This is a genomic window from Bradyrhizobium sp. USDA 3315 (genome assembly GCF_054056795.1).
In genome coordinates this window covers 9269679-9283507 of record NZ_JBSRYP010000001.1, presented here as the reverse complement: position 1 = coordinate 9283507, position 13829 = coordinate 9269679, and the positions used below count along the sequence as shown (strand labels likewise).

At 58.6% G+C, this 13829-nt stretch carries 10 protein-coding genes and 4 pseudogenes; 9 read left to right on the top strand and 5 right to left on the bottom strand.

Translation table 11 applies throughout. The features are described from left to right. Window positions 1-128 precede the first annotated feature (128 nt). The 4 genes from ACVIYL_RS43280 to ACVIYL_RS43265 all read right to left on the bottom strand — a co-directional run bounded on the left by ACVIYL_RS43280 (window position 129) and on the right by ACVIYL_RS43265 (window position 4174). Complete coding sequence (locus tag ACVIYL_RS43280; RefSeq protein WP_456781538.1) at window positions 129-1736, bottom strand: acyl-CoA carboxylase subunit beta; 1608 nt, start codon at window positions 1734-1736, stop codon at window positions 129-131. Between the two features lies 1 nt (window position 1737). Continuing rightward, window positions 1738-2241, bottom strand: a complete 504-nt coding sequence (locus ACVIYL_RS43275) for an acetyl-CoA carboxylase biotin carboxyl carrier protein subunit (RefSeq protein ID WP_310885113.1) — start codon at window positions 2239-2241, stop codon at window positions 1738-1740. 1 nt (window position 2242) lies between these two features. Next, window positions 2243-3712 (bottom strand): acetyl-CoA carboxylase biotin carboxylase subunit, encoded by a 1470-nt coding sequence (locus tag ACVIYL_RS43270; RefSeq protein ID WP_456781537.1) that lies wholly within the window; start codon window positions 3710-3712, stop codon window positions 2243-2245. A gap of 162 nt (window positions 3713-3874) precedes the next feature. Continuing rightward, on the bottom strand, window positions 3875-4174 hold the full coding sequence (locus ACVIYL_RS43265) for a hypothetical protein (protein ID WP_310885111.1): 300 nt from the start codon (window positions 4172-4174) through the stop codon (window positions 3875-3877). Between the two features lie 394 nt (window positions 4175-4568). On the opposite strand from ACVIYL_RS43265, the gene ACVIYL_RS43260 reads away from it, so the two are divergent. The 9 genes and pseudogenes from ACVIYL_RS43260 (at window position 4569) to ACVIYL_RS43220 (ending at window position 13086) form a co-directional block, all read left to right on the top strand. Further along, window positions 4569-4787 carry a hypothetical protein gene (locus tag ACVIYL_RS43260; RefSeq protein WP_050384080.1) on the top strand — a complete coding sequence of 73 codons (219 nt, stop codon included), beginning with the start codon at window positions 4569-4571 and terminating at the stop codon, window positions 4785-4787. Window positions 4788-6440: 1653 nt separating this feature from the next. Further along, window positions 6441-6905, top strand: coding sequence for a hypothetical protein (locus ACVIYL_RS43255; protein WP_456781536.1), 465 nt, complete (start codon window positions 6441-6443; stop codon window positions 6903-6905). Further along, on the top strand, window positions 6887-7306 hold the full coding sequence (locus tag ACVIYL_RS43250) for a DUF7694 domain-containing protein (RefSeq protein ID WP_445707305.1): 420 nt from the start codon (window positions 6887-6889) through the stop codon (window positions 7304-7306). Before ACVIYL_RS43255 ends, ACVIYL_RS43250 begins: the two co-directional genes overlap by 19 nt. A gap of 521 nt (window positions 7307-7827) precedes the next feature. Beyond that, window positions 7828-8160: pseudogene (locus tag ACVIYL_RS43245) on the top strand (YopT-type cysteine protease domain-containing protein); the annotation flags it as partial. Window positions 8161-8171: 11 nt separating this feature from the next. After that, the gene (locus tag ACVIYL_RS43240) at window positions 8172-8660 is read left to right on the top strand and encodes a YopT-type cysteine protease domain-containing protein (RefSeq protein WP_456781535.1); all 489 of its coding nucleotides are present in this window, start codon (window positions 8172-8174) and stop codon (window positions 8658-8660) included. Between the two features lie 1554 nt (window positions 8661-10214). Further along, window positions 10215-10346 (top strand): transposase, encoded by a 132-nt coding sequence (locus tag ACVIYL_RS43235; RefSeq protein WP_456781534.1) that lies wholly within the window; start codon window positions 10215-10217, stop codon window positions 10344-10346. A 228-nt stretch (window positions 10347-10574) separates the two neighbouring features. Then, window positions 10575-10924, top strand: a pseudogene (tnpB, locus tag ACVIYL_RS43230) (IS66 family insertion sequence element accessory protein TnpB). A gap of 49 nt (window positions 10925-10973) precedes the next feature. After that, window positions 10974-12487: pseudogene (gene tnpC / locus ACVIYL_RS43225) on the top strand (IS66 family transposase). Beyond that, a complete protein-coding gene (locus ACVIYL_RS43220) occupies window positions 12484-13086 on the top strand; it encodes a plasmid pRiA4b ORF-3 family protein (RefSeq protein WP_456781533.1) in 603 nt (200 codons plus the stop codon). Before tnpC ends, ACVIYL_RS43220 begins: the two are co-directional and overlap by 4 nt. Window positions 13087-13104: 18 nt before the next feature. On the opposite strand, the pseudogene ACVIYL_RS43215 reads toward ACVIYL_RS43220, so the two are convergent. Beyond that, window positions 13105-13417, bottom strand: a pseudogene (locus ACVIYL_RS43215) (IS66 family transposase); the annotation flags it as partial. Window positions 13418-13829 lie beyond the last annotated feature (412 nt).

Genomic DNA, 13829 nt, shown 5'->3' with positions numbered 1-13829 from the left:
CTAGTTCAAGCCAATGAGGGAAAAACGGCGCTCCAATTTGAGATGCCGATGGAGCACACGTCGATCTCGGTACCGCCGGCTCGCGGAAGGTGGCTTGTCTCAATCCGCAACTCGTGTTCGGTCCTGCTTTACAGCCGGAATACCCCGTACTGCGGCGCGTCGATCGGCGTATTGAGCGAAGCGCTCAATGCAATCGCGAGAGCGGTTCTGGTGTCGGCAGGATCAAGGATGCCGTCGTCCCAGATTTCGGAGGTCGCATAATAGGCGCTCGATCGCTCGTGATATTCTTCAAGAATTGGCTCTCGAATGGCTGCCAGTTGTTGTTCGGAGAGGCGGCCGCCCGCGCGAGCCAGCTGTCGCGCCTTGACGTGGGTGAGCACGCCCGCGGCTTGCTCGGCACCCATCGCAGATATCTGGGAATTAGGCCAGCTGAACACAAATCGAGGGTCAAACGCGCGTCCCGACATAGCGTAAGTTCCCGCGCCGTGCGAGCTATTACAAACGATCGTAAACTTCGGCACGGACGCTCCGGAAACAGCCATGATCAGCTTAGCGCCGTCCTTGGTGATCCCACGTCGCTCATACTCGCGGCCAACCATGAAGCCCGTGACGTTCTGCAGGAAGAGCAGGGGCGTCCGATTCTTGTCGCATAATTGGATGAAATGAGCGCCCTTTAGCGAACTATCGCCGAATAGCACGCCATTATTGGCAAGGATCCCGACTTGATATCCATGAAGCCGCGCAAAGCCACACACGAGTGATGTCCCATAGCGGGGCTGGTACTCATGGAAGCGGCTCCCATCGACCAAACGGGCGATGATTTCTCGCATGTCGAACTGCGCTCGCGTGTCCGTTGGAATGATACCGTAAAGCTCGGAAGCACTGTAAGCGGGCGGCTCAGGAGCCTCTCGATCGATACAGGTCTTCGCCGGTTGGTGGAGGCGAGCGACGATGTCGCGTGCAATCGCAATTGCATGCATCTCGGAGCTTGCGACGTAATCACTGGTACCCGACACGTTGGTATGCATGAGGGCGCCGCCAAGGTCTTCGGCGGACACTTGTTCCCCGGTGGCAGCCTTTACGACCGGGGGGCCGCCGAGAAAAATCGCTCCCGTACCTTCGACCATAATGTTGTATTCACTAAGCGCGGGGACGTAGGCCCCTGCCGCGGTGCAGTGCCCCATGACAATGGCGACCTGCGGCACTCCAATCTTCGAGAGAATGGATTGATTCCGGAGTATTCGACCGGCATGGTAGCGATCCGCAAAGAATTCTGCCTGCAAAGGCAGGAATCCGCCGGCGCAGTCGCACAGATGAACCACCGGTAGACGGTTTTCGATGGCGATGTCTAAAGCCCGCACAATCTTCTTGACCGAGAGCGGATACCATGCACCGCTTTTTACGCTGGCATCGTCGGCATGAACGATTACCTCCCGACCCGCCACAATGCCGATGCCGACAACCTGCGCGGCGCTGGGCACCTCGCCATCATATGCCTTGTTGGCGGCCAGCGTGGAAAGTTCCAGGAACGGAGTTTCCGGGTCGAGCAAGGCCGCGAGTCGCTCGCGAACAAACAGTTTGTTTTGTCGACGCAGTCGCTCGAAGTCCCGTTCGGGCCGGTCGAAGCGGGCAGCGCGTTGCCGTTCCTTCAATTCGGCCGCTAATTGCCTGTTGTGGAGATCATTGCGGCGAAACGCTTGCGAGTTCACGTCCGTTACGGAATCGATCCGCTGCATTTCAGCGCCCTTCCTTGGAGAGCGTGACCAGCACAGCATCATGCTCGAAGCTCTCGCCTTGCTCGACGTGAATCCGGTCGACGATGCCGTCCCGTGGTGAGCGTATGATCGTCTCCAGCTTCATGCTCTCAATCATCATCAGCGCCATTCCCGCCGAGACTGATTGACCAGGCGAAACGGTGGTCGCAACAACGACGCCAGGCATCGGCGCCCGGGCGGTTAGAGGACGTATTTCGTCATTCGCGGGAGCGAGCGTTCGCAACGGGTCGTTGTAGCGCAAAACGCGGGTTCTGCCGCGTATATGTAGGTGAATCAGGTCGCCCTCGATGGCGAATCTGACCGGTTCACTCTCACCCGCAATGGTCAGGATGCCGCTACTCTCACTGTGATGAGTGAAGGCGACCGGAGCAATCACTTGGTCTCGCAAATGGAGCCGGTAGCCCTGCTGGCCGGTTGAAAGCCATAGCCTATGGTCTACGCGGTCGAGCTCGAATGAGTGATACACGTCAATTCCTCCAGCTGCCGAGTGCTGCGTGAAGCTCGGGCACGGCGTCAGCGGAAGCACGCACCGGTCTCGTCAGGAGAGCGGCGGATGCCAGGAACGCACACAATCCGGTGGCAAAATTGTCCGCTGCGAGATGCGGATTTTCTTCAAGGTATCCAGTATGGAATTGACCGCCGAGAAATGTCTCGTCCGCCAGGATTCGGGCGAGCAAGCTAGCGTTGGTCTCGCACCCAAGTAGAACAAGCTCTCGGACGGCGCGATGAGCTTTCAGAGCAGCCTCTATGCGGCTCGGCGCATGCACGACGATCTTCGCGAGCATCGGATCGAATGCCGGCGTGATGTGCTGACCTTGCATAATACCGCTGTCGATCCTTACGCCATCCGGAAATTCGAGAAGAAGTACTTTGCCAGTGGTTGGGACGTATCCGCGTTCGGGAGCCTCTGCGTACAGCCTGAGCTCGATTGCGTGCCCATTCGAAACAATATCGGATTGCGAAAGTGAAAGTGCGCGGCCCGCTGCGGCATAAACCTGTTCGGCGATCAGATCGACGCCGGTGATCATCTCGGTCACTGGATGCTCGACTTGAAGGCGAGTATTCATTTCGAGAAAGTAGAACGCGCCTTCGCTGAGAATGAACTCAACCGTTCCAACATTCTGATATTGCGCTGCACGGGCGATGCCAACCGCGGCCTCGCAAATCCGCTTCCGCAATTCTGGCGATAGCGCGGGCGAGGGCGTCTCCTCGATGATCTTCTGGAAGCGCCGCTGCACCGAACACTCGCGCTCGAAGAGATGGACCAGGTTACCGAAGGCGTCACCCAGCACCTGCACTTCGATGTGCCGTGGGATTTCGAGATATCGTTCGACATAAAGTCGGCCATCTCCAAAGTAGCGACGCGCTTCACTGCGCGCCTGCTCAATGGCTGCTTCCAATGCACCGAGGTCGCGAACAATCCGCATGCCCTTGCCGCCACCGCCCGCTGATGGCTTCACGAGCAGAGGAAATCCAACCGCTTGCGCTCTGGAAACGAACGTCGTCGGTTCATCTTCTTCGATGGCGCAGGGAACGACTGGAAAGCCGTTCCGTTGAACGAAATTGCGGGCCCGGATCTTGTCTCCCATGAGCTCGATGGCTTCCGGAGCAGGTCCGATGAAGGTAATGCCGGCCTCGATCACAGCCCTGGCGAACTCCGCATTCTCGGAAAGCAATCCATAACCCGGATGCAGCGCGCCGGCACTCGCCTTGCGAGCGGCAGCGATGATTTGTGCGAAGTCCAGGTAGCTCGCGACCGGCGTGCGGCCGCTGATCGGAATCGCCAGGTCGGCCATGGAGACGGCGGGGGTCAGGGCGTCAACCTCGTGGTAGGCAATTGCAGAACGAAGTCCAAGGTTCCGCAACGTTCTGATGATTCGCGCAGCTATCTCGCCCCTATTGGCGATCAGAACTGTATCGAAGGGTAGTGTGTGCATTCGCCTATCCGGACAAGCCAGCTGTGGCCAGAGCCTCTGTCAGTTGTGACGCGATTGGTGCCACTCTCGATGGCCAGCGCTTGATCAGTTGTCCTGGTGGAAGGTCAGGCTGGGTCCAGTTCTGAGCGTGAGTTGATCGGCACCGGCATGATCGGCGGTCCTTCACTTTGGGTCGCCGTTTTTCTTGCCAGTATCTCGAGCGGAGATCACGTAGCGACACTGCTGGCTGAGACTCGCTTGCTTGGATCTGAGACAAGACGTGATGGCGACACGATCTGGTATGTGGCTGCTGCAAAGGCGGAACACGTCCTCCATACAAGCCTCTTTCTCCTCTGCGGTCGGCGCTTGGTCGCGCGCATTCACCTGCTCGGGGATTACTGCTGTCAATGCGATAGCAAGCGCGATCGCGCTGTGACTGGCGTTGGCGCGCGAAGCCAAACGGATTCGTTGGTTTTGAGTCATGATATATCCTTTCAAGCTGGTGGGCAGCGGTTGTTGTTCCCTGCGCCAAACGCAAGTTGACGTGTCAACCGGGAAGCAAGGCCGGGTGCGCAGTTCTCGTTATCTGTCAGGAAGCGTCTAGATTGTCGAAGGTGTTCCCCACTTGTCTAGGATCGTACAATCTGACGCAGCGTGTGATTCAAGTCCCTTCGAGGATCCGATCGTCTGATCTGTGGAATGTGCATATTCCGTCTTACACGGATGCCTGCGCGAGGGCGCTTCGGAAGGAGGGGTACACATTGATTGCTGTACGCCGGCTGTGTATGGCCGCGCGGCAGCGGAATCAACGAGATAAGCGTTGCTGTTACGTAATTGTACTTAGCGGCTTGTCGTAATTCGTTGATCTGAAAATTGCATGCTCGTTGCCATGAATCCGAAAAGTAAACTCTACGAGACCGATCACTGGCGAGGCCGTGCGGAAGCAACGCGAAAGAAGGCGGAAGCGCTCGCTTACGGCAAATCCAGAGATAGGCTTCTTAAGATTGCCATGGAATACGACAAGCTGGCTCGGCATGCTCAAGACTGGCAGGCGCGCAGAAACGAGGACGATACGTTGTCCGATTGTGAGTTCTAACGGCTCGCTCCGTTTCGGCAGAACGCCCCGCGGGTACATCGGCTCGCAATTTTATTGGCGGGGCAAATATCACTCAGCGTCTTGGCGCGGCCAAGTAGTGGCAGGTCTGCACGCGGGGCGAGCCGAGCCGTATGGCGGGGCGTCGGATCTCGGGGGAGAGGGGCGGCGTGGCCGCGTGCAATATGCTGATATGCGAACGCGCTCCTGTCTCAATGTGATCGCGACACTGGCGCGGCCGGCGACCGATCCCTTTAGCCGTTCTCGCGCGTGTCTCGCAAAGCACGTCTCCGGATTTTGTTGCGCATCTGGTCGCGGGTAATAGCCAATGTTAGCCGGTATGCTTGCGGGCATATCAGTTTGCAGAGACGAAATGCCGTCCTCTTGTCTCTATTTCGTTAGTGTACGGTGCGCATGTTCCGTCCTCCGCACGGTTGGATCGGAAGCCGCGGCCTACGAGAGGCTGTACCGAACCATTTGTCGTGACATTGCCAGTGGGTCGGGTCGATTCCTCATAGGAGGGCTGTGACAATCCAGCACATACCGGCCCAGAGCAGTGCATTTAGGAGCAGCCCGACCAGTGGCCACAGGTTCCATTTCCTGTGCGGCTGCCAAGGTCCGCAGTCAGTGCCGTAATGTTTGATCATGGGGTGCTTTGGTGTACGCCAGTGCATCATTCATCCCATGACGCGCTGGCCCACGGAAATAGGCTCGTGTTTGCACGCTTCGGATCACTCATGAGTTTCGCGGTCTTCTTTCAAGGCTCGGGTATCAGAATTCTGTTCGCTGCGCGGCAGGTATCCAGCTAAGTGATTTCGTTTGCATTGTCGCTCAGGCGGAACACCTTGAGACTTGCACACCTGTTTAGCACTGCACCGCTCTGGACAAATCAAATGGCCCGTTTTGAATTGATGCCCGGATATGGCGCGTCCTGTCGACTTCGTGTTTCGTCACCCAGCAATCAGCATGCCACGAGCGGAGAAGTGCAGGTGCCGCTTTGACAGAAGAAAAAATGGTGTCTGTCGGATCCAGTTCCGGGAATTAGCTGCCTGTAGTCGAATTCGCGACACCGATGTCTGAAGGCGAACACCTGCAGATGGAGGTAAATGCTTCGCCAGCGCCATACGGCGGCGACAATGCGTTAAGTGCTGCATTGCGGTGACGCTCCGAAAGATCCGCGTTACTCGCAGTTGAGTCTGAGGAAGTGAATCAGGCTAGTCTCCTTCCCTGACCGCTAGCTTACGAAGAGCCGCTGAGATCGCGGGACGAGGGCTAGGTGTTAGCAGCTCACTCAAGGACATGTTCGGCCCAGCCGTCTGCAGCTCTGATGCGAGCTGGTTTGCGCTCATACAGCACGACAATGGTCACATAGATGACGCATTGGCACTGTTTCAGACCACGAGAAGCAAGCGCTGCGACCTATCGAGTACCAGATGGCAGCACGGACCGAGGCGCCGTCGCCCTCGAATCACAGTGGCGACGGCGCGCGTGGTTTGCGAGCCACAATGGAATCCACAAGCAAGTACCACATGCGATCAAATGGAGCGGCCGGGATGACGATCGATCTATCGGCGATGCGTTGATGGGACATGATCGGCCCATTTCATATGTTCAAGCACATCGCCAGATGATCTCAACGGGCAGGGCAATCAATACTTGTCTGGAGGTGCCGAAGCTCAAGGGCTCATCTGGCTGAAGGCGTTTCTGTTCGGCGATATGAGGTCGCGCCTGCCGGCATCGATGAGCAAGAGGGCCCGTGTGAGGCTCGACCTTGCGACGGAGTCGTCCACGGATCTTGCCCGTCAGGTCACCATGAGTGTGGAACTGGGTGATTCGCATCGAGCAGATCTTGCACGGCTTGCATTCAGGCAACCGGAAGCCGTGAGGGCGTTCGTTGCGTTCTCAAAACACGATGTGAGCGGCCGAAAACCAATAATAGGAGAGCAAGTGATGATGGACATCTGCGGCTTTCTCAGCAGATGGTTCGCTGAAGAGCGGTTTTGGAACGCTGCGTTGAGGACCGAGGTGGCGCGGGTTAATGAGTTGCCAGACAACGTCGTCTATGTCGACTTCAAAGCGATCCGCGAGGCAAAGGAGGGGACGTGCGAGCGCAGATTATAGAAAGGCTTGAGACTGGCCGGGTAAAATACGGCCAGTTCGCCAGTGTACCCGGATCAGGCCCTTGCGGCCTGTTTCTTGTGCAGGGGCCTTGCGGGTGTGAGCTCAAGATCAGTGGATTAGTCCGTCCTAGCTGGGAGCATGTCGCTGTCTCGACGCCGCGGCGTTGTCCAAACTGGGAAGAGATGTGCTTCGTAAAAGACCTGTTCTGGGACGAGGAGGAATGCGTGATGCAACTGCATCCGCCACATTCGCAATATGTGAATAACAGCCGATATTGCCTGCACCTGTGGAAGCCTACTCATCGGGACATCCCAATGCCGCCGCCAAGCTTTGTAGGCGTCGTTGGGCTAGGACCATCCGAAGCGGCAATGTTATTTGCACGGATGAGCGCGACAGCATGACGTTGGGTCAACAATTCTACATGGAAGAGATGCGCTGGGCCCGGGCAGAAACGTCGGTCCTGCGCCGCCGGAAGGCTGTGCGACCGGCGCACATGTCCGGCTTTTCTGCCAGTTGCAAGGCGCGGGGTTTCTGCTGTCGGGCAGGAGACTGTGCACTCAGCCGGCACGAGATGTCCCATATGCACCGGCGGCCGGGTCCGTCGTGGACAGAACGATAGGATTGGATCGTTTCTCGCGGCGTCCGAACCGGTGCTCGTGGAAGCCGCGCTGAACGTGGGGCGCGAGCAGCATCTCCTGGAAGGCGGCAACTTCAACCAGAGCCGCAAGTTCCTCGGCCATCGCCGAACGGAGCCGGCTAAGCAAAAAAAGCTAGACTCACAAATAGCCCTCGGTGCGATAGCGTTTCCGGGTTCTTTCTGTTCGTCAGCTCGTCGTCAGCTTGCTGCAATATCGTTCGCGCGCGGGGCATGAAAAGCCCGTACTCGCCTTGGGGAAACGTGCGCTAAGACAGGCGAACAATCATGTATAATCGGATTGCTGGCCAATCCACGCGCCCTGATCAAGCTGACGAACCGAATCCGTCGATGGATAGTGATAGCTTTGCGCAAACGCTTGCGGATCTCACCCAACGGCAGAGATCGCCATCCGGGGAGTGGTCCGACCAAATGGGGCTCTGCTGCGGCAAACCACATACCTCAGACGCAAACGTTTATGGTTCAGTCTCCTCAGACCCCAGCACATCCTCTCTGTCTTCCAGCCCAAATCCATCCTCTCCGGAGAGACCGGTCCGTCCACTGTTCCAATACAGGACTGCTGAATTACCTGGGGCCAATGTCAACGGGATCTGCGTCGGTCTGGCAGCGGAGTGGCTCCTCAGCCTCCAAAGCAGCCCCTCATCCAGAATGAGAGCGCGCTGGTCCCGGGCGCTGAAAACCACGCCTCAGCGGCAGTGCGGCAGCAGCGGTATGAAGATCTCAAGACTCGGTTGCAAGATAATAGGGGAGGTTCTCACAATCTTCAGGCAAGAAGCGCAATGCTGCGCGAAGCAGGCTTGGACCCATCAGACGAGCAGACGCGATATAGGTTTGGCTCATCTTCGCGCGTTGCCCGGATAGTGAACGAAGTCATCGCCGACCCATCGATCTATTTGCTCGGCCTGCGTTTCGCCACAGGTGGCGCGCACACAATCGCAACGTCGACATCGAACCGAATGATCACCCTCTTTGATCCCAACTATGGCGAGTTTACTGTTCGGCCAGATCAGATGAGTGAGTTGTTCAAAAGCCTCGCTGACCGTTACAGAAATCTGAATGGACTCGATGTATCAACGATCGTCACACAAAGGATGGCCTGAGCCGTTTCAGAGCTTCGTCTTTTACTCAGTTTAGTGCTCCGCAGTCGACGGGCAGCAGGCTTCCCAAAACGGCTAAATGCGGCCGAGAGCAAGGACACGCGACCTGCAGAGGCGGCCGAAAGGGCTGGCCGCGAAACATTCAGCAGAATCCATTCGCCAGAACCGTGTCGCGAAGTATGAAGCGACGGCTCGAGTTGATTTGCCCCGGTCCCAACGGACTGACTGAACGTCAGATCCCCAACCCGACCTCGTCAGACGGCGAACGCACGATCGAGGGAAAATCGATCTGTTTCAAACTCGCCTGATCGGCTCAGAATGAAAAAGTAACTGAATCAAAGCTGCTCAGAGTCTTCGTCGGACGTACCTCTGCCTGAACAGCACGACCCCACCCGAGCCTGCATCCGCGACATCACCTTTCCCGTGACTCACGATCGCGGCGTGCAGGTGCGCTTGTCTTGCCGATTCTTGTCAGCTTCCCGAAAGCTAAGTCTCTTAGCATAAGACCCACGTCTCTCGAAAGTGATGCTGCCTATGACTGAACTGGTAGCATTACCGGCCGCGCGGATCGGCAAGAGATATGTTCTCAACATAGAAGGAGAGCTGTATGGATTTTAACCCGATCGACGGAGGCGGATCCCCGGGGTCTCCAGGGGCGTACACCTGGACACACGAGGATCACGATCTATTTAGTCGGATCATCAATGAACCCGGACCATCGTCGTCCGCCGCGCCTGAGGAGACGGCATATGACGTCTCATTCGCCGTTCCCGAGAAGTTTCCCCACGGCTCCCAATCAGCCCCGGACCGAATGGTCGAGAAACTGAGCCACTTGGGTCTCCTGCCTGACGCCGACCAGCCGACCATGACCTATGAGATCCAAGGGCACCGCTACACGGCCGCGTTGGACCCGTCTAACGGAGTACGTCTCATCCATAACCATCCGGAAGACCAAAATGTTGGAGCCGGGCCGGCAGGGCTGCCAGACTTCGGAGCATTTATCGTGGAGACCCGGCGCCGGGGTTTCCCGCTTCCGGAGCAGTGGGCGCCCATAGCCCTAATCGAGAAGTTGCGGGAAACGGGTTTCATGCCTACCCCGAGCAACCCAACAACCTTTGCGCTCAATGGTCGGGCTTACAATGCCGAGTTAATGGACGGAGGCTTCGTTAGGCTTAGGCGGGCTGGGTGAGAGACTCTGGGCAGTTGAAGCAGCGGAGCTGGGCTTGCTAGAGTTTTGCGGCCATTCGGTTCCAATCATGTCGACAGTTCAGAGCTCACAATGGACTGTCCGCGCCGCCAGCGGGTGCGCAGCATCGGCCCCTGGCGGATCGCGGCTGTCATCGCTGTAGCCGAAGCCTCGGCGAGGAATAAGCCTCCGAGGACGGACGCCTTGCGACGGTCTGAGGAGAAGAGGGCGCGGATTGTTTTGGAGAGCCTGTCAGAGCCGCGCCTGGTTGCGCGCCCTCTCGCCTCGCCGTCGTAGAACAGCGCCGCCGGCGGATCTCGCCCCCCCGAATGGCCGATCGTCGCGAACATAAGTCCAAATCCGGCCGGTAAGTGTATGCTGGCGTTGGTCGAAAGCACTGGCCGGATGATTTGAAGGCACGGATTGTCGCGGAAAGCCTCGAGCCAGGCGCGGTTGTAACAGATATCGCACGCCGTTGGCTGCCGGCCGCAGTAGGTGCATGACTGGCGGCGCCGAGAGCGTTTAGGTCAATTGGTGCTGCCGGCTTCGGCCGACACAGTATCGTGCTTTTGGTGTCGGAAGCGTCGCTACCGGCGGCTGCGGAGTCCTCCGGATCGCCGGAAGCAGCCACTGTTACGGTTGAGTTCCTGAATGCACGGGTGGAGGTGCGCGGGACGCTTGGCCCTCGCCGTGCTGAGTGATGTGTTCACGGCGCTCCGACGGACACGTTCATGCTGACGGTTCCCGCTGGCCTCATGATTTACGTCGCGACCCGACCTGTAGACTTTCGGAAGGGCGCGGATGGCCTGGCGCTCTTGGCGAAGGCGCTGGGCTACGATCCGATGAAGGGCGTGGCGGTGGTGTTCCGTGCGAAGCGCACCGATCGGGTGAAGTCGTCGCTTGGGATGGCAGTGGTCTTGTGCTGTATTGGAAGCGGCTTGAGGGCCCTGCCTTCAAGTGGCTGCCCGTTATTGACGGCGTGATGCGGATGAATGCCGCGGAGCTGTCGGCGCTTCTGACCGGCATGGATTGGACACGCATGCATGCGCCTCGAATCCCGCAGCCGAAAGCGCTTGCGTAAGGACATAAAGTCTTCGCATCGGAGTGCGAAGCATGGCAGACTCGGGCCAATGAGTGATTTGCCTGATGGGCTGCCGAGCGATCCAGCCGAGTTGCGTGTCTTGCCGCGGCTCTGCTCGATCGCTGTGCCAGGCTCGAGCGGTTGCTCAAGCTCGCAAAAGATGCGCAGGTCGGTCGATCCTCCGAAAAGCCCGTCGCGGCTCTCGAAGCAGTCGAAGATCGCGCCAGTCCCAAAACATGCAAGAAGAGAACTGCTAAGCGCAGAGCCAACCGTGGTCAGTTGCCGGAGCATTTGCCATGCGTCGTCGAAACCCTGATGCCCGCTGAAACCTGCTGCTCGTGCTGCGAAGGCGTCCTTTTTGAAATTGGGAGCGATGAGAGCCAGAGGCTGGACGTCGTACCGGCGCAGTATCGCGTAATCATCACCCGCCGGCCCAAACTCGCGTGCCGCGCCTGCTATGGCGTCGTTCTCCAGCACGCGGCGCCCGAGCGATTGATCAAGGGGAGACTGCCGACCGAGCGGCTGGTCGCGCGTGTGATCGACGCCAAGTATCATTGGCATTTGCCGCTTTACCGCCAGGCGCAGATGCTGGCGACGCATGGCATCGCGCTCGACCGTTCCACGCTCGCCTTCTGGGTTGGCTATGCCGCCCAGGAGCTGAAGCCCTTATGGCACCGTCTGCGCGAGGTTTTGCTCGCCTCCGTGAAGCTTTGTGTCGATGAGACCCCGGCGCCGGTGTTGGATCCGGGGCGTGGCAGGACCAAGACCGGCTACTTCTGGGCGCGCGATGACCGGCCTTGGGCCGGACCTGACCCACCTGGGGTGGTCTATGCTTATGCACCGGGCTGCGGCGCCGTTCATGGCTTGAGATTGCTCGAAGGCTATCGCGGCATCATCCACTGCGACGGCTATGAGGCCTACAAGGCCATGACCAGAACGATGCGTGCGGACGCTCTGTCCGGCACGCTCGCCTTCTGCTGGTCGCATCTACGACGCCAGTTTGTGAAGATCGAGCGCGAGGCCTCGCCGGCGCCGGCTCCGGTTGCCAGCGATGCCCTCAAGCGCATCGCCCAGCTCTACGCGGTCGAGAAAGCCCTCCGCGGCCGATCTGATGCCGAGCGCCGCGCGGGCCGACAAGCGCATGCCCGACCTCTGGCTACAGTCTTGAAGCAGTGGTTTGAGGCAAAGCTTGATCACCTTGCGCAGACGAGCGACACCGCGAAGGCTTTGCGCTATGCGCTGTGTCATTGGAACGGCTTGACGCTCTACCTTGATGACGGGCGCATCGAGATGGACACCAATGCCGTCGCGCGCGCGATGCGGCCGATCAAGGTCAATGCCAAGAACTCCCTTTTTGCCAGTTGCGACGAGGGCGCCGAGAGTTGGGCAGTGCTAACTTCGTTAATCGAGACCTGTAAGCTCAATAGCGTTAGCGCCGAGCACTGGCTCTCCGACGTCCTCGCAAAGCTGGTCAATGGCTGGCCTGCGGCGCGACTGGACGAACTGCTTCCCTGGTCGTCGACCTACACGATGCACGCGCACGATCCGAGGCTGGCAGCATGAGCCTGAACACGACCGCCGTCCGGATCAAGGTGACCCTCAAGGACGTGAAACCAGAGGTGATGCGTCGCCTTGTCGTCCCCGTCACCCTGCGCCTTGATCGGTTGCACCTGACGCTTCAGGCGGCATTTGGCTGGACGGATAGCCATCTCTTCGAGTTCCTCGCTGGCGAAGGACATTGGGGCATCCCTGATCCCGATGGTGATTTTGGCCCCCAGCCCATCGATGCCCGCAAGGCGCGGCTCTGCGATATCGTCCGGGAGACCGGCGCCAAGACGATCCATTATCTCTATGACTTCGGCGACAGCTGGGACCATGTGATCAAGCTCGAAAAATGGTTCGACAACACGTCGACGGATGGTCTTCCATTCTTGCTCGAGGCCGCCGGTCGTTGTCCTCCGGATGATGTTGGAGGTGCACACGGATATGCCGACTACCTCGATGCCATCGGCGATCCTACCCATCCAGAGCATGAGAATATGCGCCTCTGGGGTCCCCCGCAGTTCGATCCCAACGTCGTCGATCGGAAGGCGCTAGAGGCCGCCGTCAACGCATTGTCCGAAAAGTGGAAGCCACGCCGACACAAGCTGCGATCAAAATAGACGTCAAGCGCCAATCAAAAGGGCCGCAGAGCTACGCTTACCATAGATATCGCGCTCGATCTCGAACAATCGGTCAATCCGACGAACCGCTTCCAGCGCAACGGACGAGGTCGCCGTCGCCGATCTTTGCCGGCGAGCGTTCTGGGACGATGTCGGCCAGTTCGAAGAACGCCCTCCGGCCATGTGCCCAGCAGAAGGCGGGCGTGGCTGGCAACGCCTTGCGTCCGGAATCGAAGAGAGCGTTGAACCCGCTATAGGCATCGGCTTGCAGAATGCCGGCGAAGTTCTGAAGATGCCGCGCGGGATGCTCGCCGCGCCGATCAAGTGAGGCGCAGGATGCATAAGAAAGACCCCGAACTCCTTAAGCGATGGGATCGGTGATCCACTATCAGCGGCTTAGCTCGGACTGACGGCGAGGACGTGGATCGCGTTCCAGAAATCGCCATCGACATGACGCGTGGGTCTGCGGAAACGACCTATGGCTGGACTGGTCGACGCCCCAAAGTCGTCGGCATACAGTCGACTGCAGCCAGCTGGCGGCAGTTAGGCTAATGGTGTCGCGCAAAAGGAAACTTCGTCCCTCTACGGACCACTCTCATCCGCTGTTACTGGGCCGCTTGTGAGATTCGCGACCAATGTCGGAAAGGTGACGACACGCAGGCTCTGACAAAGCACATAAACAGCGATTTCAATTGGCGTGCCGTTTGCTTCGGTTGCGGCGTGAGCAGGTTGGCGTCGTCAGT

Excerpts from the sequence above, each read along its gene's own strand:
- ACVIYL_RS43220 (WP_456781533.1), top strand. The coding sequence starts at position 12,484 with ATGAGCCTGAACACGACCGCCGTCCGGATCAAGGTGACCCTCAAGGAC.
- ACVIYL_RS43260 (WP_050384080.1), top strand. The coding sequence starts at position 4,569 with ATGCTCGTTGCCATGAATCCGAAAAGTAAACTCTACGAGACCGATCAC.
- ACVIYL_RS43265 (WP_310885111.1), bottom strand. The coding sequence starts at position 4,174 with ATGACTCAAAACCAACGAATCCGTTTGGCTTCGCGCGCCAACGCCAGT.
- ACVIYL_RS43270 (WP_456781537.1), bottom strand. The coding sequence starts at position 3,712 with ATGCACACACTACCCTTCGATACAGTTCTGATCGCCAATAGGGGCGAG.
- ACVIYL_RS43280 (WP_456781538.1), bottom strand. The coding sequence starts at position 1,736 with ATGCAGCGGATCGATTCCGTAACGGACGTGAACTCGCAAGCGTTTCGC.